Origin of the sequence: Prevotella sp. P2-180, from assembly GCF_002251435.1 — a bacterium.
Classification (GTDB): Bacteria; Bacteroidota; Bacteroidia; order Bacteroidales; family Bacteroidaceae; genus Prevotella.
This window is the reverse complement of the sequence record NZ_NPJI01000110.1, coordinates 297954-322676: the sequence shown is the minus strand read 5'-3', so window position 1 is coordinate 322676 and position 24723 is coordinate 297954. Positions and strand designations below refer to the sequence as shown.

At 47.0% G+C, this 24723-nt stretch carries 20 protein-coding genes; 10 read left to right on the top strand and 10 right to left on the bottom strand.

Translation table 11 applies throughout. The annotated features are described in order from the left end of the window. Positions 1 to 663 precede the first annotated feature (663 nt). Both CIK98_RS16565 and CIK98_RS16560 read right to left on the bottom strand, forming a co-directional pair. Positions 664 to 1068, bottom strand: coding sequence for a pilus assembly protein HicB (locus CIK98_RS16565; protein WP_094386211.1), 405 nt, complete (start codon positions 1066 to 1068; stop codon positions 664 to 666). Between the two features lie 90 nt (positions 1069 to 1158). Continuing rightward, positions 1159 to 1341, bottom strand: a complete 183-nt coding sequence (locus CIK98_RS16560; RefSeq protein WP_094386209.1) for a type II toxin-antitoxin system HicA family toxin — start codon at positions 1339 to 1341, stop codon at positions 1159 to 1161. A 719-nt stretch (positions 1342 to 2060) separates the two neighbouring features. Between CIK98_RS16560 and CIK98_RS18420 the strand changes: the two genes are divergently transcribed. Then, positions 2061 to 2219, top strand: coding sequence for a hypothetical protein (locus tag CIK98_RS18420; protein ID WP_172410004.1), 159 nt, complete (start codon positions 2061 to 2063; stop codon positions 2217 to 2219). 368 nt (positions 2220 to 2587) lie between these two features. Here the strand turns inward: CIK98_RS18420 and CIK98_RS16555 are convergent, their stop codons facing one another. The 5 genes from CIK98_RS16555 to CIK98_RS16535 are packed head-to-tail and all read right to left on the bottom strand — an operon-like array spanning position 2588 to position 8405. Continuing rightward, a complete protein-coding gene (locus tag CIK98_RS16555; protein ID WP_094386207.1) occupies positions 2588 to 3670 on the bottom strand; it encodes an ABC transporter permease in 1083 nt (360 codons plus the stop codon). Continuing rightward, entirely contained in the window at positions 3664 to 4722 is a 1059-nt protein-coding gene (locus CIK98_RS16550; RefSeq protein ID WP_094386205.1) for an ABC transporter permease, read from the bottom strand. Before CIK98_RS16550 ends, CIK98_RS16555 begins: the two co-directional genes overlap by 7 nt. A 5-nt stretch (positions 4723 to 4727) precedes the next feature. Further along, positions 4728 to 6182: an ATP-binding cassette domain-containing protein gene (locus CIK98_RS16545; RefSeq protein WP_094386203.1), complete on the bottom strand. Its 1455-nt coding sequence runs from the start codon at positions 6180 to 6182 to the stop codon at positions 4728 to 4730. A 25-nt stretch (positions 6183 to 6207) separates the two neighbouring features. After that, entirely contained in the window at positions 6208 to 7116 is a 909-nt protein-coding gene (locus tag CIK98_RS16540) for an HlyD family secretion protein (protein WP_094386201.1), read from the bottom strand. A 20-nt stretch (positions 7117 to 7136) separates the two neighbouring features. Beyond that, positions 7137 to 8405 carry a TolC family protein gene (locus tag CIK98_RS16535; protein ID WP_094386199.1) on the bottom strand — a complete coding sequence of 423 codons (1269 nt, stop codon included), beginning with the start codon at positions 8403 to 8405 and terminating at the stop codon, positions 7137 to 7139. A 417-nt stretch (positions 8406 to 8822) separates the two neighbouring features. On the opposite strand from CIK98_RS16535, the gene CIK98_RS16530 reads away from it, so the two are divergent. The 3 genes from CIK98_RS16530 to CIK98_RS16520 all read left to right on the top strand — a co-directional run bounded on the left by CIK98_RS16530 (position 8823) and on the right by CIK98_RS16520 (position 12328). Then, positions 8823 to 10202 carry an MFS transporter gene (locus CIK98_RS16530; RefSeq protein ID WP_094386197.1) on the top strand — a complete coding sequence of 460 codons (1380 nt, stop codon included), beginning with the start codon at positions 8823 to 8825 and terminating at the stop codon, positions 10200 to 10202. Positions 10203 to 10478: 276 nt separating this feature from the next. Further along, positions 10479 to 11525, top strand: a complete 1047-nt coding sequence (locus CIK98_RS16525) for a zinc-binding dehydrogenase (RefSeq protein ID WP_094386195.1) — start codon at positions 10479 to 10481, stop codon at positions 11523 to 11525. Next, entirely contained in the window at positions 11522 to 12328 is an 807-nt protein-coding gene (locus CIK98_RS16520) for a hypothetical protein (RefSeq protein WP_094386193.1), read from the top strand. The genes CIK98_RS16525 and CIK98_RS16520 overlap by 4 nt, the downstream gene beginning before the upstream one ends. Here the strand turns inward: CIK98_RS16520 and CIK98_RS16515 are convergent. Continuing rightward, positions 12318 to 13328: a LacI family DNA-binding transcriptional regulator gene (locus tag CIK98_RS16515; protein ID WP_094386191.1), complete on the bottom strand. Its 1011-nt coding sequence runs from the start codon at positions 13326 to 13328 to the stop codon at positions 12318 to 12320. The two genes, CIK98_RS16520 and CIK98_RS16515, sit on opposite strands and share 11 nt — an antisense overlap. A gap of 221 nt (positions 13329 to 13549) precedes the next feature. Between CIK98_RS16515 and CIK98_RS16510 the strand changes: the two genes are divergently transcribed. Next, complete coding sequence (locus CIK98_RS16510) at positions 13550 to 14539, top strand: alpha/beta hydrolase (RefSeq protein ID WP_094386190.1); 990 nt, start codon at positions 13550 to 13552, stop codon at positions 14537 to 14539. A 22-nt stretch (positions 14540 to 14561) separates the two neighbouring features. Continuing rightward, on the top strand, positions 14562 to 15014 hold the full coding sequence (locus CIK98_RS16505; RefSeq protein WP_172410003.1) for a DUF4932 domain-containing protein: 453 nt from the start codon (positions 14562 to 14564) through the stop codon (positions 15012 to 15014). A gap of 198 nt (positions 15015 to 15212) precedes the next feature. Here the strand turns inward: CIK98_RS16505 and CIK98_RS16500 are convergent, their stop codons facing one another. Next, positions 15213 to 16370 (bottom strand): TlpA disulfide reductase family protein, encoded by a 1158-nt coding sequence (locus CIK98_RS16500; protein WP_094386186.1) that lies wholly within the window; start codon positions 16368 to 16370, stop codon positions 15213 to 15215. 135 nt (positions 16371 to 16505) lie between these two features. Between CIK98_RS16500 and CIK98_RS16495 the strand changes: the two genes are divergently transcribed. After that, positions 16506 to 17732 (top strand): S41 family peptidase, encoded by a 1227-nt coding sequence (locus tag CIK98_RS16495; RefSeq protein WP_094386184.1) that lies wholly within the window; start codon positions 16506 to 16508, stop codon positions 17730 to 17732. On the opposite strand, the gene CIK98_RS16490 is transcribed toward CIK98_RS16495, so the two are convergent. Continuing rightward, entirely contained in the window at positions 17698 to 18327 is a 630-nt protein-coding gene (locus CIK98_RS16490; RefSeq protein ID WP_094386182.1) for an RNA polymerase sigma-70 factor, read from the bottom strand. The genes CIK98_RS16495 and CIK98_RS16490 overlap by 35 nt on opposite strands. 149 nt (positions 18328 to 18476) lie before the next feature. On the opposite strand from CIK98_RS16490, the gene CIK98_RS16485 reads away from it, so the two are divergent. The 3 genes from CIK98_RS16485 to CIK98_RS16475 are packed head-to-tail and all read left to right on the top strand — an operon-like array spanning position 18477 to position 24723. Then, positions 18477 to 19652: a FecR family protein gene (locus CIK98_RS16485; protein ID WP_094386180.1), complete on the top strand. Its 1176-nt coding sequence runs from the start codon at positions 18477 to 18479 to the stop codon at positions 19650 to 19652. A 25-nt stretch (positions 19653 to 19677) separates the two neighbouring features. After that, complete coding sequence (locus tag CIK98_RS16480) at positions 19678 to 23220, top strand: SusC/RagA family TonB-linked outer membrane protein (RefSeq protein ID WP_094386178.1); 3543 nt, start codon at positions 19678 to 19680, stop codon at positions 23218 to 23220. A 27-nt stretch (positions 23221 to 23247) separates the two neighbouring features. Continuing rightward, positions 23248 to 24723 (top strand): RagB/SusD family nutrient uptake outer membrane protein, encoded by a 1476-nt coding sequence (locus CIK98_RS16475; protein WP_094386176.1) that lies wholly within the window; start codon positions 23248 to 23250, stop codon positions 24721 to 24723.

Below are 24723 nucleotides of genomic sequence, written 5' to 3'. Positions count from 1 at the left end.
GTTTGATATATATTTTGATTTGCAACACTAAGATAGGTGAAAAATCTGACATGACAAAATCCTGAGCAACTTTTTGTTGCTCAGGTACTTAAAAAGTTATATTTGTAATAGTGTTGCGGAATTAAGGTTAGAGCTATTCTTTTGTTTTATTTCATCAAAGGCTCTGCCCAAACTGTCTTTGACGTATTTCTCCTGCGCTTTTTTCTTGCTTACTTTTTTTTCTGTGTTATATAAGGAGTGGATATAACTCCCTTGAGCATTCCGATGGCGTGTCGTATGCTGTTAGTTGTAATGCTTTCATCTATAGTTACTAATATCTGTGCCATATTACTTAATAATTTTTATCTTTAACAATCATAAGCGTTGTATGTTTAACCGCTGCAAATATACGCATTATTCCCGAAAAGGCAAAAGAATTTGCGGAAAATAACTCTTTTTCATGGAAAAGTGCGCCAGAATGTTGCTCTTTCACTTGTAATGTATTAACTTTTGCAAGTAGGGTCAGAGAGGGTCATAGGGACAGGTTTGAAGTGAACCCAAGATGTTAATTGTGGACGGTATCTTTCTTATGTCTAAGTTTGCAAGAGGGTAATTGAGAGCCCCCGGTGCATCGCGCATCGGGGGCTTTGCTTTGAGTTCTTAAATGTATGAATTACCGCTTTGTCATACACGAAATGACGCGGCTTGTAGTTCCTTTGCTATTTCACCAATGCAGCCTGACAACCGTGCGTAGGTTTTTTCACCTGCGTTCTTGATGCCTCTCGCATATTGTCGCATCAGCGATGGATTTATTCCTGCGCGTTTTGCAATGTCAGTTACATTGAGAAAAGAGAAGTATTCAAAGAATGACTGCAAATCATATTGGTAACTAAAGTCAACTTCGTAAATATCGCAGCCGTTTTCAATGTAGTCGGCTTTAGCCTCTTCCAAACACTCCATCAAATCGGCTTTAGCCTCTTTTACTGACGCTCCTGCGCCGTTTAGCCCGCTGCCATAAACATCGCTTTCGGTATGGCACCAATAACTGCCGTCGGGGGCTTGTGAAATCGTTACTAACACTTTTTCCATATATTGTTATACCTTTAATTCTTAGTTAAAGAGTTCCGCAACAATACTTCAACACCCTTGGATTCACTATCCCTTAAAAGTGGCTGGGGATTACTCCCCAACCAACTCTTTCAAGATTTTTAGCGCAAGCCCTTTGTGGACTTCGCCCGCGTGCCTTGGCACAAAAACAGATTTTCCCGTTTTAGGGTTAACCCATTTGTCGTGCCCACTTCCGTGTCGAGCCAAAACGCATCCTGCGTCCTTTAGGCTCTTTAACAACTCGGATGTTTTCATATCGTTTAAGAACTCTTTGGCAAAAAGCCGATGCAAAGGTAACGAAAAAGTTATAAACGTCCAAATATCCAAGTGACTTTATTGTTGTATTGGCGCATTTTTAACGTTTGATGATGGCTATAAGGTCATTATGATGTAGTTTAACTATTTATGTTGACTACTTATAGTCCTATTTATAAAACAGGTTGATAAGTTAATGTGTTATTTATGATATACGTTGACTCTACTTGTCATTGTTCACTCTGAAGGTTGACCATCACAACATAACGAAACAAAGAGAGGGGAAGCCAGGCTCCCGCCTCGCTTGTTCCGGTCCTATACCTATGAAAGGACATTGACAAATAATCCTTTCTGGATAACTGATGCAAGCAATTTTTCAAATCCTGCTAAATTCAATTAGGGTTATTTGCCTAATTTTAGATTGATGGCAAATAAATATAAGGATGAATGTCGCTAAAACCCTACACTCTACATTATTTCGGGCTAAACACCTGCCACTCAGATAATTACAGAATGTAGGGTGCCTCTCAACCCTACATTAACCCTACATTCACCTTACACAAATTGAAACGCCAATGAATTGATCGGGCTATCGAAATGAAAAAATCGGTCATCGCGGAGACGATTAACGAGACCATGAAAAAATTAATGTATGGATGATGTAGGGTTAATGTAGGGTTGAGAGGCACCCTACATTAACTAACAATCTGATTATCAAGATGCTGCTACGAAATAATGTAGAGTGTAGGGTGTTTGCGGAGCTGGCTTATACAACACGAAACGAGATGTCTTATGGCAACTGCAAGCCTAATGTCTTAGCCAAGACTGTCACAGTTATGACAGCCGACTGTCGTAGTTATGACAGCCGTCTGTCGTAAGGTGACAGTGCTCCCTTTGGTTAAATGTATTATAAGAATGAAAAGAAAAGTCCTCCATTGACACGCATTTGGGCATCAATGGAGGACTGTATTGGATTATCGGTGATTACAGTGAATCAACAACCTTGCATACGTCGGCGAATATTTCCTCAAGCACACCGTAGCTCTTCACGTAGTGGTGAAGCCCCTCTGCCTTGTACCAGTCGATGAGGGGAGCGGTCTGGGAGTGATATACTGCAAAAGCGGTACAGGGGACACTGACCTGTCCCCTGTACCGCCTTGTTGTTTAACAGCCTGTAAATAGGCATTGCGAACAAATCCGCAGATGATATTTATGAACGACTAAACAATGATGAGGAATACATGTGTCAGAGGCGTTTCTTGTAGCTTCTCACGGCCCATGCTCCCATTATCATGCCTATGGCGAGAAGAGCCACGATTTGGTGGGCGACATTGTTCAGACCGCCTCCACGGACGAAGACTGTGCGGATGGCATCGACAAAATAGTGCATAGGGTTAATGTATGTGGTGAGGTATGCGGCATGCGGCATTGAGCGTGTCGGTGTGAACAAGCCGCTGAGCAGAAGCATGCAGACCACAAAAAACCACATCACGAAGATGGCCTGCTGCATGGTGTCGCTATAGTTGGAGATGACGAGTCCGAAACTGCTCCAAAACAGTGCCAGCAGCATTGACAAGACGAAAACGATCCAGAGCGGGCCTTGGCAAGTGATGTCGTAGATGAGCCACGAGAGCACAAGGCATACGACAATCACGAACAGTGCTATTGTCCAATATGGTATGAGTTTGGCGAGAATAAATGCCCATTTCGGCACTGGAGTGACATTTATCTGCTCTATAGTGCCAGCCTCTTTCTCGCCGACGATATTCAGTGTGGGAAGGAAACCGCACATTAGCATCATCACAATGGCAAACAGAGCGGGAATCATAAACACCTTGTAGTTGAGGTGCTTGTTATAAAGGAATAAGGAGGAAACCTTGGACTGCATCCTCTCCGCCGACGGACTAACTTTAATGGTGACGATCTGCGAAAGATACGTAGCTCCGATAGAACCCTTTGTCCCGTTCACGGCGTTTGCGGCGATGAGCACTTGAGGGTTGCGTTTCCTGACGATGTCTCTACTGAAGTGTTGCGGTATCACCATCACCACGTCGGCATCCATCTTCTCGATGTCCTTGAGGGCAGCCTCATAAGTGGGTTTCTGTCCGTTGAATATGAAATAGTTGCTCGCCTCTATGCTGTGCACGAGTTGTCTTGAGAGCGTTGAGCGGTCGTTGTCCACCACATCCACACGGATGTTCTTCACCTCCTGGTTCATCACCCAAGGCATCACACACATCATCATTATCGGGAAGAGGATGATGAGACGAGGCAGAAACGAATTGCGTCGTATCTGCAGAAATTCCTTTTGTATGAGATATTTCAGCATAGTCTTTTCTTGAATTTTGCGAGTGCTACAATCATGAGGAACAGTGCCATTGCCGAGAGAATGGATATCTCCCTTACTACATTACTGATATCCACTCCCATTATCATAAGTTTGCGCATCGCCTGGATATAATACTTGGGCGGCACCAAGGCGGCAATCCACTGCAACACCTCAGGCATCGACTCCACGGGAAATAACATGCCCGAGAGCATCACTATAGGCATGAGCAATACCATTGCCGAAAGCAGAAGGGCCATGAGCTGGGTTGTGGCGATGGTTGATATGAGCAGGCCGAGCGATAGGGCAAGGATAATATATATGGTGGAGACGACATATATCCACACAATACTGCCCGCCAGCGGAACGTCGAGCACATAGCGCGCCATGATCAGTATGGTGGTGAGGATAGCGAATGCAAGTACCAAATAAGGCACCACCTTGGCTATTATAATCATCAGCGGGCGTACAGGCGACACAAGCAGCACCTCCATAGTGCCTCTTTCCTTCTCGCGGACTATCGAGATAGAGGTCATCATGGCACACACAAGCATCAGCAACATGCCGAGAATGGCCGGGACGAAGTTGTAGGCGGATCGCATCTGCGGATTATACAGTAATTTGGCATTGACGACACCACCCGGCATGTTCGTGATAACATTGGTGGCGTAGTTTGTCCATTGCTGTGCCATATTAGGGTCGGCGCCATCCACGATAATCTGTATTCCTCTATGCTTAGAGGCAAAGTCGGGAGCAAACACAATAGCCATATCCGCTTTTTGGTTGCGTATGAGATGTTCTGCGTCCTTGGGCCTGTCCACTGTTTGTGTGATGGTGAAATACTCCGACTGTGATATCCGCTCCACCGCCCTTTGCGTCTGCAGGTCCATTTGCGATGTCACTACCACAGTGCGCACGTTTTTCACGTCGGTGGTGATGGCGAAGCCGAATATCAGCATCATCACCACCGGCATTCCGAAAAGTATGAGTATCGTGCGCTTGTCGCGCAGGATATGCCGCGTTTCCTTTATTACAAATGATTTAAACTGTTTCATAATAGTCAATCTCCCCTCTTTGCCTCCCTTGCGAGACAGGTGAACACATGATCCATATCCGGCTGGTTGAACCGTTGCTTTAGCTCCTCTGGTGTTCCCATGGCACTTATCTTGCCATCCACCATAATACTAATGCGGTCGCAATATTCAGCCTCGTCCATATAGTGGGTGGTGACGAAGACGGTTATGCCATGTTGGGCAGCCTCGTATATGAGTTGCCAGAACTGTCGGCGTGTGGCAGGATCCACACCGCCAGTCGGTTCGTCAAGAAACACTATCTTCGGTTCGTGGAAGATGGCTACCGAAAAGGCGAGCTTCTGTTTCCAACCCAAAGGCAGCGAACCAACGAGGTCGTTCCTGTGGTCGGCAAACTGCAACTTGTTCAGCAATGATTCGGTCTTTCCGGCTATCTCTTTGTCCGACATGCCATAGATGCCTCCAAAGAGTCGGATGTTCTCTGCCACGGTGAGATCTTCATAAAGAGAGAACCTCTGACTCATGTATCCGATATTCTTTTTTATCTCCTCATATTCCGTGCAGATGTCAAATCCAGCCACTCGCCCCGAACCACTTGTAGGTTGGTTAAGTCCAGTGAGGATGTGCATGGCAGTGGTCTTGCCGGCACCATTGGCTCCAAGGAATCCGAATATCTCGCCACGGCGCACACTGAAACTGATGTCGTCCACTGCATGGAAATCGCCAAAAGCCTTGACCAGATGCTCCACCTCAATGACGTTTTCCTCCTTGTTGATAATGGCTGCGCCTTCACGCTCGATGCCGGGAGGATTGAATACATCGGCAAAGCGGTTGAGGATTGTATCCGGTGTATCTATACCATGCACGCTTCCTTCTTTTAGGAAAGCCACCCTGTCGCATCTCCTCACCTCGTCAAGATATGGTGTCGAGGCAATTATTGTTATTCCTCTGTCCTTGAGCATTGCGAGCATATCCCAAAACTCTTTGCGGCTCACAGGGTCAACGCCCGTTGTCGGTTCGTCGAGAAAGAGCACATCGGGTTGGTGTACCAAAGCGCACGACAATGCCAACTTCTGCTTCATTCCTCCTGAGAGAGCCCCTGCCCTGCGCTTGCGGAAAGGCTCTATCTGGCTGTATATTGCCTTGATACTGTCATATCCCTCATCCACGGTGGTGCCGAATAGCGAGGCGAAGAACCGGAGGTTTTCCTCCACGGTGAGGTCCTGGTATAGAGAGAACCGCCCTGGCATATAACCCACGCGCCGACGTATCTCCTTCATGTCTTTCACCACGTCGAATCCCTCCACCGAAGCCTTACCCCTGTCGGGAAGCAATAGCGTACAAAGTATGCGGAAGAGCGTTGTCTTCCCCGCACCGTCAGGACCGATAAGTCCGAACAGCTCGCCCTTGTCTACGTCAAGACAGACATCGCCCAAAGCCTGCACCTTGCCGAATGTCTTGCATATATTCTCAGCATGAATCATGGAATGACTTTAAACCTTTAATTCTTTAATCTCGTTTCTCAGAAGCGAACAGCACCTCACCGTACATTCCCATCTTCACAAATCCGTCGCCCTTTATCGCCACCTTGACGGCATATACCAGGTCGGCGCGCTCGTCGTCAGTAAGTATGGTCTTAGGCGTAAACTCCGAACGGCTTGAAATCCATGTCACCCGTCCTTCGTACTCCTTCTTCTCGCCGTTGCCATAGTCGGCAAACACGGTGGCTTTCTGACCTGTCTTTATGTTCTTCAACTGTGCAGAGGTGACATAGGCACGGATGAACATATTCTCCGTGTCTGCTATCCTGAAGAGCGGTTTACCGGCAGACACAAACTCGCCGCGCTCAACATACTTCTCTATCACCGTGCCCTTTGCCGGAACAAGTATGTGGCATTTGCGCAACTGGTCGCGCAACTGGTCTGCCTGAACATCAGTGGCTACCATCTGCTTGTCGAGGGCATTGGTGGTCACACTGAGCGACGACAACTGTGCGTCAAGCTGCCGCTGCAACACGTCCACCTGGCTATTGGCATCGTCAAGCATCTTTGCCGGTGCGGCCCCGTCAGCCACCAGTTCCTTGTATCTCTGCTGGTCTTGCTTTGCCTTTGCCAGTTGCCGGCGAGTTACGGCTATCTGCTTCTCCTGCTCAGGTTTCTGACTCTGATATACGTTTTTCATTGCTTCTGTCTGTTGTATCTTCAGCCACAACTGTGTGGTGTCGATGAGTCCTACCTCCTTGTTCCGTCCCACGATGTCACCCTCCTCGACATTGAACATCAACAAGGCTCCCGTCTGCTCGGCATAGACAGTAGTCTCAGTGGCTTCAAATACTCCCGTTGCGTCATATTCGCGCTCTTTGTTCCCGCAGGCATTAAGCACAAGTGTTACACTTGCCATCGCTATAATTTTTTTCATATCTCCGATATTTCTTATTTTTATTCTCCTATTGTAATCTTTAGATCGTAAATCTCCTTCAGCATCTCAATCTCGTGGATGCATTGTTCCACTCGTGCCTTGTTTTCGCTGTTAATCTCTCTTACAAGGTCGTTCACATCGATAATACCGTGGGCAAGTTTGGATTCCGCCGCCTTGCGTATCGACGAGCGTAGGGAAATGATTTCCTCGTCGTCGGTCATCATTTGGCGATAGCGTGAGATATTCTCGTTCTGTTCTATTTGTTCCAAATTGTTGTCGAAGAGAAAACGTTCGCGGTTCACCTCGGTGGTCTCACGCTGCACTTGAAGTTTCGCCTTGTCGTTTTTGCGGGTATACAGAGTACCTATGTTCCATGTCAGTCTTGCCCCGATCATCCCGTTCCACGAGAACTTGTGGCTCATCATGTCCTCAAACATATTATAACCGGGATAGCCATAATAACCTTGGGCAAACACCCCAAGCCGTGGCATCATGGCGGCATCCAAAGCCTTTTCCTGGGCATCAGTCAGTCTCAATTGGGCATCGAGTGCCTTCAGTTCCGGGCGAAGGTTAATAGAGGCGTTCATGTTTTCCGGAATTTCCGGCTTAACCAAACCATTCACTTCAATGCCACAGAATATGGATAGCATCCTCGCAAGTGCCGTGCGTTGCGACTGCAGGCCAGTCATCTTCTGCACCACGTTCAGCCGCTCCACCTTCACGTTCAGCCAGTCGCTCTCTGATGCCGTGCCGCCTTTAAGCATGGCAGCCAGTTTCTTCTCGTTGCCTTCCAGCACCGTCTGCAGGTCGGCATTCAACCGTATCTGTTCGTCCACGAGCAACAGCGAGAAATACATCTCGTTCACCCTCCTGCGCACATTGTACATCGTCACCTCGTTCTGTCGCGACTGCAGTTCGCCTTGTCGGCGGGCTATCTCCTTTTGGCTCTTGATGTTTCCTGCGTCATACACAGTCTGCTGCACATCGATGCCTACACGATACTGGTCCTTTTTCAGTCCATCCATAGTGATGCCCGTCTGCTGAAATACCGTCTGAAGTTTGTCGGGAAAAGCCGTCACGTCGGTCTGCAGTGTGGCTTGTGCCGAGGCAGTCACTTGTGGCAACCAACCCTTTTGGATATTTGCCACGTTGAGGCTGGTGGTTTTCTCAATCAGTCCATACTGTCTGATGAGCGGATAATTCTGTTCTGCCGCTCGCTGACACTCTTCAAGAGTCTGCGCCTGCGCCATTGCTGGCAGCATCATCAGAATCCATATTTTTTTTCTCATATTCACTATGCTTTTATTTTTGCTGCAAAGATACTATAATTTACAGAAACATCACTACCCATAATGAATGGAAAATGTCCTATTTGTACTTTTTCTACTGAAAAAGGATGTGATTTGCACGGAAATCATTATCTTTGCAACAGAAATTCGTAAACATATGATGAATATCGCGGGAAGGAATAGCAAGGAAAAAACGACCCCGCTTTTTCTTGTTATAAGGTCAAGATGTTAGAATGGGAACGGTTGCGGAAAATGGGAACGGTTGCGGGAACGGTTGCGAAAAAAACTTTATGAAAAACACTTGATTATCAGAGAATTTCCTAATACCTTTGCATCGTCAAAACCAAGGACTAGAGGCCGGTAGATGTCCTAATATTGACTCAAATAACTTTATCAAACCCTTATCTAACATTAAAAATGGAAACAATAAAAACTAACTCCCTAAAAGGGAAAGTACCATTCATCAGCAAGTTCGCCTATGGCTTTGGCGATGTCGGCTGCAACTTCAGTTGGTCGTTCGTCGTGTCATTTCTGATGATTTTCTATACTGACGTGTTTGGCATCGGCATGGCGGCAGTGGCCACTCTTATGCTCGTTTCCCGAATATGGGATGCCGTCAACGATCCACTTATCGGAAGTCTCAGCGACCGCACCAAGTCGCGTTGGGGTCGCTATCGCCCTTGGTTGCTCTTTGGCGCACCCATCACAGGACTTGTTCTTGTGCTCTGCTTTTGGGCTCATCCTGAGATGGACTATACAGGTAAGATCATCTATATGAGTATCACCTACGGACTGTTGGTATTGGGATATACTTGTGTAAACCTGCCATACGGCACCCTTTGTGGAGCAATGACCCAGAACATTGACGAGCGGGCACAGATAAACACAAGTCGCTCTGTTGCAGCGATGATAGCCATTGGCATCATCAACATTATCACGGTTCCACTGGTTAAATACTGTGGCGATGGCACACTAAGCAGTGCCCAAGGCTTCATTGGAGTGGCGGCTATCTACGGCTTGGTATTCACTTGTTGCCACTGGTTCTGTTTTGCCAAGACCAAGGAGGTGGTGGAGATTCCCATGTCCCAGAAGGCTTATCCCATTGGTGATCAGTTGAAGGCGGTGGTCAAAAACAAGCCGTTCCTGATGGCGGTGGTAGGACAGTTGCTCTTTGGTTTCATCCTCTACGGACGCAATGCCGACCTCATCTATTACTTCAAGTATGTAGAGGGCAATGAGGATTTGTTCTCGTTCTTCTCAGGTGTAATCGTCATACCTTCCATCATAGGTGCAGCCATTTTCCCGTTGGTGTTCAAGTGGACGGGCAACAAAGGATGGGCAGCGAGTGTGTTCAGCGTGTTGATGGGCGTGAGCATGGTTGTGCTTTATTTCTTCTCGCCTAATGAAGAACCATTATGGTTCTACCTGTTTGCAGCTTTGGCACAGTTCTTTTTCTCTGGTTTCAACACTGCCATATATGCCATCATACCGGATTGTGTGGAATACGGTGAATGGAAAACGGGCATACGCAACGACGGTTTCCAGTATTCATTCATATCGCTGGCAAACAAAATTGGAATGGCATTGGGCACGTCGCTGTTGGCTTTGGTCATGGGCTGGGCTGGTTATGAGGCCAATGTGGAGCAGTCGGAAACTGTAAAGGAGGTGATTCATCATGCTTTCAGCACAGTGCCAGGCATCCTGTGGATTATCACGGCGGGCATCATGCTTTTCTATCGACTGAGCAGAAAGGAATACAACCAGATAATAAATGAGCTTGAAAACATGAAAAAGTAATATAAACTCAACTTTCGGAAGTTATTTTAAACCACAGAGTTTAAGAGATATAGAGTATTTATACTAATGAAAGAGGGTGAATGCCAAGGCATTTAGAGCTCATAGAGAGCTGCGCATCATGTTTGCCGCATGGAAACTCTGTGTCCTCTGTCGCTTGCGACCTTCTCTATAAAACCACAAATCTCTTTTTCTCTTTAGCTCTGTGGTTTAAATAAAAACCTTATACATAGAGAATTATCACATGAAAAAGTAATATAAATATAAATTGAAATAATTATGAGACAGGCAGTTTTAGTTTCCCCAAGGAACATAGAGTTTAAGAATGTTGAGGCACCAAAGGCAGAGAACCTGAAGGCTCACGAGGTATTGATAAACGTAAAGCGTATTGGAATCTGTGGTAGTGAGATTCATTCCTATCAAGGTTTACATCCGGCAACGTTCTATCCTGTAGTCCAGGGACATGAGTATTCGGCAGTGGTAGTGGCTATCGGTAAGGATGTGACGGTATGCAAACCGGGCGATAACATCACGGCTCGACCGCAGTTGGTCTGCGGAGAATGTGGACCATGCAAACGCGGACAGTATAATGTATGTGAGCATCTGCGCGTTGAGGCGTTCCAGGCCGATGGAGTTGCGCAGGACTATTTTGTGACCACCGACGACCGTGTGGTGGTATTGCCCGCAGGAATGAGCCTCGACTATGGCGCAATGATAGAGCCTTCGGCAGTGGGCGCACACGCCACTAACCGCACGGACGTGAAGAACAAGAACGTGGTGGTGAGTGGAGCCGGTGCAATAGGCAACCTTGTGGCCCAGTTCTGCAAGGCACGTGGTGCCAAGAAGGTGCTCATTACCGATGTGAGCGACTTGCGTCTTGCCAAGGCAAGGGAGTGCGGTATAGAATATACAGCCAATGTATTGAACAAGTCTCTGAAAGACGCTGCCAAGGAGGTGTTCGGCGATGAGGGCTACCAGGTGGGCTTCGAGGTGGCTGGCGTGGAGTCCAGTGTGCGTTCGCTTATGGAATCCATTGAGAAGGGAAGCGACATTGTGATTGTGGCGGTGTTTGCCAGAGACCCTGCACTCAGCATGTTCTACCTCGGTGAGCATGAGCTTCGCCTCATTGGCACGATGATGTATCGTCATGAGGACTATCTTACAGCCGTTGATTATGTCAGCCGTGGTATTGTAAACCTTGAGCCTCTGATTTCCAACCGCTTTGCTTTCGAGCAGTATGACGAGGCCTACAAGTATATTGACGAGAACAAGGCAACGACCATGAAGGTCATCATCGACTTTGAAAAAAAGAGTGATATACAATGAACATTCGGGATATCAACAGGAATATACAGTTTGTTTTTAGATTCGTTTTCGGATGTCTGGCAGTGGTGCTTTGTTGCACTGCTGCCCAGGCTCAAAAACAAACTGACGTGAAGGATTACGTGGATTTTGGTCTTGAGATAGCCAACAACCACCTGTGGCGAGGCATTGAGGTGAGCGACGGACTGGTGATGTGTGCTGACCTTGCCATTCACGACAAGAATGACCATTTCAAAGTGGGGTTATGGAGTGGCACAAATACCTCAGGCGACTACAAGGAGTTTAACTTTTTCGGTGAGGTAAGGGCTGGTGGCTGGAAATTGGCATTGTGGGACACCTACAATTTCTCGCCTGGGGCAGACTACAACAACCATGAGTTCTTTAACTACTCGGCCCGTACGACAGGACGTTTCCTCGACTGCATCCTGAGCTATAGCTTTGCAGAAACCGCTCCCCGATTTCCGCTTACCGTCAGTTGGTCAACAATACTTTTCGGACGCGACCGGTGGAGCGACAATAGCGCCAACCGTTATTCCTGCTATGTGTCGGCTGACTATCCCCTGTTCCGTGACAAAGACTGGAGTTTCGATGCCAGTGTAGGCGGCACTTTCACACTGGCAAGCCAAAACGGGGATTCAAGCACTTTTTATAGCGACAAGGCAGGAATCGTTCATCTTCAACTGCGAGCCGAGCGCCGCATACAGATTACGAAGAACTATACTCTCCCGGTGTTTGCCTGTGCAGTGTTCAATCCTGTTATGGACAGGGCTTTCTTCCAGATAGGCGCACAGGTTTTCAAGTTCTGAAAGACTCCCTTTCCACTATGTTGCCTCTTAGCATGACATTCTCTATTGCAGCGTTGGGATCGGCAATTTGTCCGAGCAGCAACCTGCAAGAGAGAGTGGCCATTTCTATCACAGGCTGTTCCACTGCCGTTACTGTCGGATGTACAAGTGTGCATAATGTCGTGCCCGAGATGCAGCATAGCGACACATCTTCAGGTATGCGGTAGTTCATCCTCTGCAGTGAGCTCTTGGCTCCTAATGTCGATGTCTCCGTAAATCCGAAAAGACCGTCAAAGTCCAACCCTTGCGACATGAATTTTTCCACGGCGGCAGCACCTTCTTCTGCACTCAATCCTCCTTTTATGACATAACGTTTGTCGTAAGGGATTGAGAATTTCTCAAGAGCCTCCCTGTAGCCGCGGTGGCGGTCATATCCGTTGCTTATGTGGTCTGGACCAGCCAGATGCACGATCTTGCGGCATCCGCTCCTTATCATTCTCTCTACAATGAAGAATGCCATCAGATAGTCGTCGATGCGCACTGTCGAAGCGTCTATTCCCTCCACCTTCCTGTCAAAGAATACAATAGGTATTCCGTGGTTCTTCACATTATTATATATATTAGAGTTTCTGTCCTTGTGGCATACACTCATAAGGATTCCTTCCACACGACACTGCTGCAACATCATCAGATTCTCGGCTTCTTGTTCTGGGTCTTCGTTTGATACCGCAATGATTGTGCGGTAGCCGTGTTGGCGTAGTTCTTTCTGTGCATGCTGAATGAAGTTCATGAAGAACGAGGTGACAATTTCCGGAATGATGATACCGATATTGCGTGAACTTTGGCGTCGCAGGTTGACTGCCATTTCATTGCGCTGGTATCCCATACGGATGGCAGTTTCGTTGATAAGTCTCATCGTTTCAGGCTTCACGTTGTGCGTGTCACCCGACAATGCCCTTGATACGGTGCTTTTGGATATGCCCAGTTCTTTGGCTATATCGATAATAGTTGTATGTTTCATATAGTTTGTTGTTCTGTATTGTACCAATAATTCGGCTACAAATATACAAATAATAAATGAGAAATCAACAAATGAAGAAAGAATTATTCTTATTTGTCTCATTTCGTCTTATTTTATGTTGTTTTTTATGCCATTCGTCACTTATTCATGCTTTATGTCCCAGTTTTTTGGTTTTCTGCAATGAAAGCAGTACTTTTGCAGTCAAATCATTAACTTAAGAAATGAAATTATTTTTTGCATTATTATTTGCCGCTTGTTCTATGTCGGCATTTGAAGTGAAGGCGCAGGTAACTGCCGAACAAGAGAATTGGAAGGCTGCAGAACGACAGGTGATCGACTATCTTGTCGATAAGCATGTTGACTACGACGTGGTTTACGATGCAAGGGACTTCGGACTTCCTGCTCCCGACTCCTTGACCCTGAAGACTTCCGACGGCTTCGGCATCTTTGCCTACGAGGTCTGTCCTAAGCAGCCTAAGGGTGTGGTGATTTGCCTGTCGGGCATAGAAAATCCTTCGGTGACAGCCTTCTATGGTCATGCTGCAGAGTTCTATAAGGCCAATGTGGCAACAATCATGCCCGACCTCAGAGGTCACGGAAAAAGCGATGGCAACCGCATCTGCCTGGCTTATGAAGAGGCTCGCGACGTGAAGGTTGTGACCGATTATATAAAAAGCAATGCCAAATACAAAGACATTCCCGTAATCGTAATGGGAGTGTCTATGGGAGGTGCCGTGGCCATTCGCTCCATAGGTGAAAACAAGGATATCGACGGCCTTATTGCCCTTTCTGCCTTCTCAAGTCTTGAGGACTTCCTGCAGGCAAGTCGCGAAGCGTTTCTGCCGATGATTCCTGCAGAACAACTTGCTGGCATTACACGTCAGGTCGTAAAAGAGAAATATGGCGTTGATTCGTCTGTAAACAGTCCATTGTACGCCCTTCGTGGACTCAATAACCGTCCAGTGCTGATGATGCATAGCCGACAAGACAGCCAGGTGCCATACTCGTGTTTTGAGAAACTTGCGGCTGAGGCTTCCAAATACACCATCGACCTCGACACGATGACCGTGGAAGGCGACGAACATTTCATCTGCAAGGATTTTACCAAACCATCTGCCGACAAGGAGTATATGCGCCAAGTGATGCGTTTCATACGCAAGTTGACCTCAAGCCATCCTTATGTGAAGTTTCTTCCAAAAGGAGGCGACTGAAGACTTTGGCATTATCGTTGGATTGAACAACGGAGCCGGCAGCTTTTCGATAGAGCGCACAATTCCCGGAAAACGTCCTGAAATGATTGCCGTAATGCTATATGGAGAAAAGGAAGACGGCACACCATGGTATTTCCGCGACAGTGAGATTGACAAGATTCTCGTACACGAGTTCTGCCATTCTTTTATTTCGCCGGACAAGAAATACAAGAAAATTGCTACCCGTCTACTCAACGAGAACCGTAAGAAACTCAATTCCATGGGTTACGGCATATGGGAGAACGTGATAGATGAAACCTTGGTTCGTGCCTCTGTCATACGCTATCTTATCGACCACGACTATAGCGACGATACGATACGGCAGGAAATCAGCAACCAGCACAAGTATTACGGATTTACATGGTTGCCAACAGACATTGAGTGGTACAAGGGCGACATAATGGCTATCTTTGATCAGATGCAAGAGAAAGAATAATTGCAAGCTGTGCCGAAAGACAAGCGGGACGGCTAATAAGAAGACCATCGCCATCGGCTCAAAGATAAGATCATATCTCTTTGTCGAGGCAGAAAAGATTTGTATGCGTAAGGAATACGAACCGTTTGTTAATTTAATATTTATTATCATTAGTGTCCCATTAAAATCGGGACACTAATGATGTTTATATCTAAACCACTAATTATTAAGATTCTCTTCTATGTTTTTTTCAAGCAACTGTCCATGAATGTTTACTTGCAATATATTGCCATTGCCAGAAATGAGGACAACAAAAGGAATGGCATGCACAGCATAAGCTTGTGCTGACTTAGATTTGAAACCTTCGAGAGTTGAAAGCTGAAGCCAAGGCATCTGTTCGGCATCAAGGGCTTTGGTCCATGCCTCGCGCTTGGTATCAAGCGAGACACTTACCACATCAAATCCCTTGTCGTGATACTTCTCGTAAAGTTTCTTTAATTCCGGTATCTCCATGCGGCATGGGCTACACCACGAAGCCCAAAAGTCTAGAAGCAGGATGCGTCCTGGCTTAAGAAGACTGGAAAGAGCAACGGACTTGCCATCGGGCGTAAAAGACGTAAAGTCGGAATAACGAGCACCTCTATGATTGACTGAGCGTATAGAGTCTTCCCTATTCCTTGCCATCTCCTTAGCTTGCATGATGCTATCGTGACAGAATACATAGTCGCTACGCACCTTAGTCTTCAGACTCTTGTAGCACGCCTCAGAAAAGTCATTTTGATGGAGAAAAAACAGCGAGGCTCCCACGTCGTTGTTGATGTTTCGGGCAACGAAGTCGTTATAAGCAGGTTGCATGGTGGCATAAAGACTTCGGAGACTATCGTTGTAAGCCTGCTCCTGTTCTAGCGAATATTGTACAGTTTGTTCTTGGGCGTTGCGTGCTTCAATCATTGACTTTATTTTCCGTCGCACTTCTCTATCACGCGACAGGATAGTGGCGTCATAGTCGGCATTTAGCTTGCCACCGCTTAAGGTTACGCTATATGGATCTGAGGGTGAATAGCTAATGGCAACATTGCCTGGCTCTGCTATGCACATAGTTTCGGGCAGACCATAGTAGTGATAATTGTCTTTTGGCGGCAAGGAAATCGACGCCAAGAATGGTGTGGTAACTGACAAGGAGAAACAGAACTGGCCGTTTTCGATGCGTGCGCTATCGACAATGGTGTTGAGACTTCGGTCTGCAGGATGGAGTCTTACAAGGAAAATGGAGAGCCCGTCATAGTCGTTACTGTGGATGGTTCCTTTAAGGGTGAAATTTTGTGCTATGGCTATGGTGTATATAAACCACAATGCTATTGTTGTAAAATGTTTCATTGTTTTTTGTGCAAAGTTAATGCTATTATTTCATACTCGAAAAGAAAAAATACAATAATTTCCAATTAACGTTTTTTAGGCAAAATGACATAGGGTTACGTCTATCAGCAGTGTCGTATAGAAAAAACATTTAGCATGAAAAGATTGTTTTCCACTGTTGTCTTCTTGGCAACCACATTGGCCGGCATGGCCCAAATGACTCCTGAGGAGAAACTAAATATGACGTTGTATGCTGTAATAAATCTCTATGTAGATTCTGTTGACAAGTCAAAGTTTGTTGACTATCATATTTCAAACATGATGAAGTCTCTCGACCCCTTTTCGGAATATCTGGCACCCGAAAGCGCGAAGCAAGGTGAGATGTTATTCGGCGACAACATTCCACAGTCAGAAGGCAAGACTCAGACATTACAGCATAAGACCGACGCCAAGCCAAATGCTCCTTATTGTGTAAACGCTGCATATATGGCAGACAATACCACTGGCTACATTTCGCTCTCCATGTTTGGGCAAAGCAGTGCCGACGAAGTGCGTGAGTCTATTAGAGAATTAAAGAAACAGGGTATGAAGTCGCTGATAATAGACCTACAACAGAATGGCGGCGGGCTGGTAGACAAAGCAGTGGAGATAGCCGACGAATTTCTTTCGAAAGACCTCACAGTGTTTACGGCACGAGGAAAGAATGTGCCAGAAAAGGTGTTTAAGACGAGCCGCAAGGGAATGTTTGAAAGAGGCAGGCTCTCGGTGCTCATAGGCAGTGGAACGAAATCGGCAGCAGAGTTGTTTGCCGCCGCCTTGAAAGACCACGACAGGGCATTAATAACAGGAAAGCGTAGCTTTGGTAAGGGACTGATACAGGAGACATTGCCCTTTGCCGACGGATCGGCACTTCGCATCACCGTAGCACGCTATTTCACACCCAAGGGAGTATGTATACAAAAACCATATATTCCTGAACAGAAGGCCGACTGGGGGGTGAAGCCTGACATTGAGGTAGCACCAGACACACTCCACCGCTCTTCGATGTGGTATAACATCATCACCTTCAGCGGAGTGCAGACGCTTATTGCCCGCACCTATGCTCAGGAGCATGAGACGGAGCTACGTCAGAAATACACGACGGAAGAAGACTTCATAAGACATTTTGATTCTCTCTCTATATTTAATAAGGTATTAGCAAAATCAGATGAGCTTGGTTACGAGCGAAGCGACGACGACATGGCTAAATGTAAAGACTATGTGGTGTTGCAGCTGAAAGCTCTTGTCGGCAGGCATCTCTATGGTAATAATTGTTTTTTCAGGGTAATGAACGAGCGCAACAATGCGCTCAGGCAGGCACTTGCATCGCAAACTGAGAAATAATGTCGTCGTAACCGGCATTCAAGGCTGTAATGGCAAACAGCAGCCACTCAAGGTCCTTTCTCAATCGGGAAAGGGCTTTTGTTGTTTGTGCCTCAACAGTTTTGGGAGAAATGGCATACATCTCTGCAATCTCGGCGTTTGACAACCCCTGCTCGTATTTAAGCCTATAGATGTCGCGGCATTTCGTGGGCAGAGCCTCAACGGCCTCGTCAAGATATTTCTTCACCTCTTTCATCCGCATGTTTATTTCCTCGTCGGGTGTCTGTATCACCTGGCGCGAATAGAAGTCAATGATGCTTTTATCTACAAAGGTATCCACTATCTTCTTATGCCTAAGTTCATTAAGGCAACGCTTGTAGACTGATGAAAAAAGGTATGGTTTTAGTGGCGGAGAGAAAGTAAGGGTTTCACGCTCCTCATAAATTTTCATGAATAGCGACTGAACAATATCCTCCGCAGCTTCCTCATCGTGGAGAATTCTCCACGCATAGTCAACAAGTGACGTGTAGTATGTGTCAAAAACATACTCATACGCCTTCTTGTCACCCTCTCTTAATGAGTCAGCAAGAATGTATTCATTGTCGTGGAAATCCATCGCTGGTGTACTGATTTAAAACTAATTCTTCTCTCTTGGCTGCAAAATTACACAAAAAAAACGATTTACTTTGCAAAAAGTTAGTTTTTGAATAGGGATTTTGCTTTTATTAAGTGTTTTGACTATGAAAAAGCATTAAAAACATCGAAATGGAAGAAAAAGACATTATACTTATCAACAGAATTCTCGGAGGCGAATGCACTGAGGAATTGCTCAAGCAGTTGAAACAGTGGATAGAAGCCGACGAGACAAACCGCAAGGAGTTTGAGAGTTACAAACAACTGTGGCACTCCACACACTCAAAGTCACCAAGCGCAGAGAAGGTGGCAATGGCGCGAAAAAAGCTTCTCAACCACATTTCAAGGCAGCAAAAGACAGAGAGGCATCGTCGCATGAGAAAAATCATGGCATGGTCGGCAGCTGCTGTAGTTGCCCTCATGGTATCTTTCACTGCGGCCTACGTACACTTCACCTCACCCCAGGAGATGCCTTTGGCTGAAGTGGAGGCAATGGAAGTAAAAGCTCCGGCTATGGCAGCAACCATCATGACAGCCGATGGAGAAACAATAGATGTAGAAAACAACGTAGTTAGCAAGGACAGCAACAGCGAGAAGGAGAATATAGTGGAACAGATAACAGAGGAAGACGGACTGCTCGACTTCTCTAACCTAAAGGCCGCTGTAGACACAAAGACCACGGTAAAAATTCCACAATGCGGATATTACTCGCTAAGATTGTCGGACGGAACAAAAGTGATGCTCAACTCAGCCAGCGAACTGCTTTTCCCCACAACATTCGCAGAAGCGACACGACAGGTGTTCCTGAAGGGCGAGGCATACTTCGAAGTAGCTCACGATGCCAAGAGGAAATTTGTGGTAAGCACTCCATCTGGTGTCGACATTGTTGTACACGGCACTTCGTTCAATGTAAACGCCTACAATCCGAAACATGTTGAGACCACACTTGTTGAAGGCCGTGTGGAGTGCAGGGCAAAGGGCGAAACGTGTGCTATGCTGACACCAAACCAGAAAATTTGTGTCCACGATGACGGCAGCACATCGAAGGTAACAGAGGTAGACACCTATTTATATACGGCATGGAAAGACGGGAAGTTCGTGTTTGAAAACGAGTCGATTGAACTCATCATGACACGCATCTCGCAATGGTATGGCATTGACGTGAAGTTTGACAACGAGGCAGTAAAGCATCAGAAATTCACCGGTATTCTCTCACGCTTCTCAAATCCCGTAGACATCCTGAAACGCATAGAATCGACTACAGTAGTAGAATTTTATGTAAAAGGAAATACCGTTATAGTAAGATAATATAAATTTCAACACAAATGATATTATGAGAAAAGAAAAGCAATTGTTAATCATGATTCTGCTGTTTGTCGCCTTAGGCATAAGGGGGCAACATCAGAAAGTCACTCTGAACTTCACGAGTACTCCTGTCTCGCAGGTCCTCAGGACTATCAGTAAACAGACTGGACTTGACTTCGTGTACAGTAATTCACAGCTCGAGTCGATGGGTGACATTACCATCAAGGCCACCAAAGAGCCAATAGGAGAAGTACTGAAGCGCATGTCGGCATCGACAGGCTTCACATTCAAGTTTGACAAAAACACCATCATCGTTCAGCAAGACAACAAGAAGACTGACGTGAAAATCGATGGTTATGTCGTAGGTGTCGTTACCGATGCCGATGGCAATCCACTGCCTGGTGTAACCGTCAAGTTTATGGAAAACAATTACGGTACCACTACAAGCAGTGACGGAAGATACCATCTGAACGCACGTGGCGTGTCTAAGGGTTCTATCAGCTTTTCGTTCATTGGAATGAAAAACAAGGTGGTAGCTTACAAGGGACAGAGCATCATCAACGTGGTTATGGATGAGGACAGCCACCTTATTGACGATGTGGTTGTGACCGGATATGGTACATACAACCGCGGACAGTATGTAGGTGCCGTATCACAGGTTAAGGCTGAGGACATCAAGATTGCCAACGAGTCGAGCATCGACCAAATGCTGCAGGGTGTTATCCCCGGTGTGTCGGTGGTAAACACCACTGGTAAGGTGGGTGGAACACCGAAAATTCGTATCCGTGGTACTTCTACCATTCTTGGCAATCAGGAACCCCTGTGGGTTGTAGACGGTGTGATACAGACCAATCCCACCCCAATACCAAACGACGCAAGCCCACTGTCGAGCGACATGGACGAGATGCTGCAGACCGCAGGTAACGCCATCTCGTGGCTTAACCCTGCCGACATCGAAACCATCACCGTGCTGAAAGATGCATCCGCAACCGCCATCTATGGATCTCAAGCAACCAACGGCGTGATTGTTGTTACCACCAAGAAGGCAAAAGCACAAACAGGAGTGAGCATAAACTATTCAGGCTCATTGTCAATAACACAGCGTCCATCGTATGGTCTCTACGACCTGATGAACTCACAGCAGTATATGGAGTTTAACCAACAGATGTATCACGACCGAAATGCCTATACCTACGAGGTGCTACCGATAGGTTATGCCGGACTCGTACAGAAACTGCACAACAAGACCATCACCCAGGAAGAATTTAACCAGGAGTTTCGCAACATGGAACAGATGAATACCGACTGGTTTGACCTTCTGTTCCGCACACCGGTGAGCACACAGCAGAACGTGAGCATCTCAAGTGGCAGCGAGAAGTTGCAGAGCCGTTTCTCGCTCGGTGTCAACAGTTCTCCTGGTGAGGCCAAGGGCAACGATATGTTCCAAGTGACAGCAAGTTCCAACAACACTTACCGCCCAACAAAAAACCTCTCAATAGACCTCTCCGTAAACGGAAGTTATCGCAAAGCCAACGACTTCTACTCAGGAGTAAGCCCATACGACTATGCTATGAACACCTCACGCGCCTTGCCTCTTTACAACGAGGACGGTTCGCTCTACTACTACCCAGTGTATGGCAATATCAGTTACTCGATACTCAACAAGCACTGCTACAACTACAACATCCTTAACGAACTAGACAACAGCGGTTCGCAGTCAGCGGTCACTAGTTTCCAGGCAAACCTCGGATTGCGTTGGAAGCTGCTGAAAAACGTGGAGTTCCAGGGCGACGCATCGCTGAGCCTCTCTTCGTCTAGAATGAAGTCGTGGGCAACAGAGTTCACAAATACCGTGTCACAGATACGTGGTTACGACATGGGTGAGGTACAGGCTAATTCAGAAGAAGAGCTATCGAGCCCACTGCCTTACGGAGGAATTCTCAACAGTGCAACACAGCAGAATGTAAACTACTCATTCCGTGGCGCCTTCGTCTATAACAACACCTTCGCAGAAAAGCATAGCGTGACGTTCAACATTGGTATGCAGGTAACATCTTATAAGTTCGACGGAGAGACAATGCTGCACTACGGCTATCAGAAATACCGCGGCGAGACATTCGCCACTGTGCCAGCACTCAGCGACCTGCACACAGTTACTGGATATAAGCCTTCAACTGACTTGCATGAACTAATGCGTCAAGGCTCCAGCATAACCAACACAAAACAGAACCAACTCAGCGAGTATTTCACTGCCGTATACAGCTTCGACAACCGCTATGTACTGAACCTCAACGGACGTCTCGATGCGTCAAACCGTTTCGGTCAAGACGAGAACAAGCGTTTCAACCCGACACTCTCTTTCGGTGCCAAGTGGCGCATCGGCGAAGAGCCTTGGATGGACTGGGCAAGCTCATGGTACGATATGTTCGACATCTCCTTCTCTTACGGATGGAGAGGTAATTCCGTAACTGAGGTATCACCATACCTCATTGCCACCGACGGCGGCCTGCACACATACTTCAAGCAGTACTACCTGAAAATAAAGTCACTGCCATATCCTGACCTCGGATGGGAGAAGACACGCGACTGGAACATCGGAGCCGACCTCTCGTTCTTCGACGGTCGCCTAAGCGCAGGCTTCAACTACTACAACAAACGAAGCGATGTGCTCAGCTCGCGTGAGGTTTCAACCGAATACGGTGTGCAATCGGCTTACGTTAAGGGTACCATCATGAAAAACTACGGATATGAGTTTATCATCAGTGCCACTCCAATACGCACCAAGGACTGGACATGGTCTATCGCCTTCAACACCAGCAAGGACTACAACCGTGTGGAGAACAACGAGATAGTAAACCTTCCTAACGACTACCTCACAGGAGCAGCCATCGTGGAAGGCATGCCCTACGGCACCATCTACGCCTTTGACTTCGCAGGCTTGGATCCGGAGACGGGCTATCCCACTTTCAACGGACTTGACAAGGAAGAGAAGCCGGTAGACTTCCGCGAGTATCTCGTAGAAGCAGGATGCACCGAGCCCGATGTGGCTGGCGGTATAAGCACATCGCTGCGATACAAGAATATCCACCTTCGCGCACAATTTGCAATGTCAATAGGCGCACAGGCTTATCTGCCCCAATATTTCGCCACAACAGGTGCACCACGTCCAGAACAAAACATGCCTACCTACATGCTTGACCGATGGCGTCAGCCGGGCGACGAACTTTGGACAGACATCCCATCCATTGCAGCAGGAAATCCAAACGACATTAATATTACACTGAAATATGGTTCCAACGGCGAATATTGGAGCAGCCCATACCAGATGTACAACTACTCAACCGCACGCATAGCCGACACCGACTTCATACGTTGCCGTTCGCTGTCACTGCAGTACGACCTACCAAAACCGGCACTTGCCACTTTGGGAATGCGCAATGCCTATATAACGGCAAGCCTCACCAACCCGTTCTTCATCGCCTTCGACAGCAAGTGGAACGGACGTGACCCTGAAACAGCCTCATGGCCGGCACGAAAGTCATTCACGCTAGCACTAAATATCACATTCTAACACAATAATAATATAGTATACAACGTTATGAAGAAATATATATGGCTTTTGCCACTTACTGCCTTATTGTTCGGCAGTTGCGGCGATTTTCTTGAAGAGGAGTCACAGAGCGAAGTGATACCAAAATCGGCATCCGACTTCTCTGAACTGCTCATTGGTAGCGGTTATCCTGACAACTATGGGCCCGACTTCTCATGGGTGGAATATCTTGACGACGACTGCGAGGCTTATCTCGACCTCACGGGCTACGACGAGAATTGGAATCCAATAGACGGATTCTCCGGCAGTTCACAGGCCATCACTCCACTGCCTTTCTATTCATGGCAGCCATACATGATGGACCAGGACGGTTACGGCACACGCATAAACACGGTTGCAACATCCACAACCTACGCTCAGTTTTATAACAAGATAATGGGATGCAACGCAGTGCTCGATAATATTGACGAGGCAGTAGGTGCAAAGGAGACTCGCGACCGCGTAAAGGCGGAGGCTCTTGCCGTGAGGGCAATGCTCTACTTCCAGCTCGTAAACCTCTACGGCGAGCCTTACAACTACAACAAGAACGCACTCGGAGTGCCTCTGAAACTCGATGCGAATCTCTCAACCGAGGGAATTGCTCGGAGTACAGTGGCCGAAGCATACGAGAACGTTATCTTGCCCGACCTGAAGAAGGCTGCCGAACTCATGGACCCATTGGAAATCATCTACAAGAACTACCGTGTAAACCAGCCCTCGATACATATCCTCCTATCACGCGTCTACCTCTTCATGGAACGCTATCAGGAGGCTGCCAATGAAGCAAGCAAGGCACTCGCCATGGGCATAAGACTGATGAACCTACCTACAGAACTCTCAGGAGCCATGGAAGGCAACTGGAATTACAATCCATTGGACTACAACAATCCTGAGGTACTATGGCTCTTCGGTACTGGCACGCGAGCTGGGAACACTTGTTACTGGGCAGGCCATGCTTCAGAATTCCGCGCCCTTTGGGATTCCAACAATGACTTGCGTTGGACATCTTACGGACTTGCACTTCAGTATTCGTCGGATGTAATAAAGAAACCTTATGGAGCAATCGGCCTTAGCCAGAACATCCGCACTGCAGAAGCTTGGCTCAACAAGGCAGAAGCAGAGACTCTTCTTGGCAATACAGCAGAAGCTAACAAGGCGTTGGAAACGCTACGTAAGTCGCGCATAAAAGGCTATGAGCACACAACACTCAGCGGGGACGAACTACTCAAGGAGATACGCAATGAGCGGCGTAAAGAGTTCTGCTTTGAGGGATTCAGATGGTTTGACCTCCGCCGTTACGGCATGCCGGAGATAAAGCACATCTATCGTGCAGAGGCTGGCGGTCCTAAACTTGTCTATACACTGAAAGAGAAAGACCCAATGTACACCCTGCCAATACCGCAGAGCGTATTTGAAAAAAATACAGAACTACAGCAAAACGACTGCCGCAACACAGCTGAGCGCGTGGCAGTGAATGCAGAATAA

Coding starts and splice junctions, on each gene's coding strand:
- CIK98_RS16535 (WP_094386199.1), bottom strand. CDS start 8,405: ATGAGAAAAAAAATATGGATTCTGATGATGCTGCCAGCAATGGCGCAG.
- CIK98_RS16550 (WP_094386205.1), bottom strand. CDS start 4,722: ATGAAACAGTTTAAATCATTTGTAATAAAGGAAACGCGGCATATCCTG.
- CIK98_RS16480 (WP_094386178.1), top strand. CDS start 19,678: ATGAGAAAAGAAAAGCAATTGTTAATCATGATTCTGCTGTTTGTCGCC.
- CIK98_RS16545 (WP_094386203.1), bottom strand. CDS start 6,182: ATGATTCATGCTGAGAATATATGCAAGACATTCGGCAAGGTGCAGGCT.
- CIK98_RS16530 (WP_094386197.1), top strand. CDS start 8,823: ATGGAAACAATAAAAACTAACTCCCTAAAAGGGAAAGTACCATTCATC.
- CIK98_RS16500 (WP_094386186.1), bottom strand. CDS start 16,370: ATGAAACATTTTACAACAATAGCATTGTGGTTTATATACACCATAGCC.
- CIK98_RS16475 (WP_094386176.1), top strand. CDS start 23,248: ATGAAGAAATATATATGGCTTTTGCCACTTACTGCCTTATTGTTCGGC.
- CIK98_RS16540 (WP_094386201.1), bottom strand. CDS start 7,116: ATGAAAAAAATTATAGCGATGGCAAGTGTAACACTTGTGCTTAATGCC.
- CIK98_RS16565 (WP_094386211.1), bottom strand. CDS start 1,068: ATGGAAAAAGTGTTAGTAACGATTTCACAAGCCCCCGACGGCAGTTAT.
- CIK98_RS16495 (WP_094386184.1), top strand. CDS start 16,506: ATGAAAAGATTGTTTTCCACTGTTGTCTTCTTGGCAACCACATTGGCC.
- CIK98_RS16520 (WP_094386193.1), top strand. CDS start 11,522: ATGAACATTCGGGATATCAACAGGAATATACAGTTTGTTTTTAGATTC.
- CIK98_RS16490 (WP_094386182.1), bottom strand. CDS start 18,327: ATGGATTTCCACGACAATGAATACATTCTTGCTGACTCATTAAGAGAG.
- CIK98_RS16555 (WP_094386207.1), bottom strand. CDS start 3,670: ATGCTGAAATATCTCATACAAAAGGAATTTCTGCAGATACGACGCAAT.
- CIK98_RS18420 (WP_172410004.1), top strand. CDS start 2,061: ATGCTGCTACGAAATAATGTAGAGTGTAGGGTGTTTGCGGAGCTGGCT.
- CIK98_RS16515 (WP_094386191.1), bottom strand. CDS start 13,328: ATGAAACATACAACTATTATCGATATAGCCAAAGAACTGGGCATATCC.
- CIK98_RS16485 (WP_094386180.1), top strand. CDS start 18,477: ATGGAAGAAAAAGACATTATACTTATCAACAGAATTCTCGGAGGCGAA.
- CIK98_RS16510 (WP_094386190.1), top strand. CDS start 13,550: ATGAAATTATTTTTTGCATTATTATTTGCCGCTTGTTCTATGTCGGCA.
- CIK98_RS16525 (WP_094386195.1), top strand. CDS start 10,479: ATGAGACAGGCAGTTTTAGTTTCCCCAAGGAACATAGAGTTTAAGAAT.
- CIK98_RS16560 (WP_094386209.1), bottom strand. CDS start 1,341: ATGAAAACATCCGAGTTGTTAAAGAGCCTAAAGGACGCAGGATGCGTT.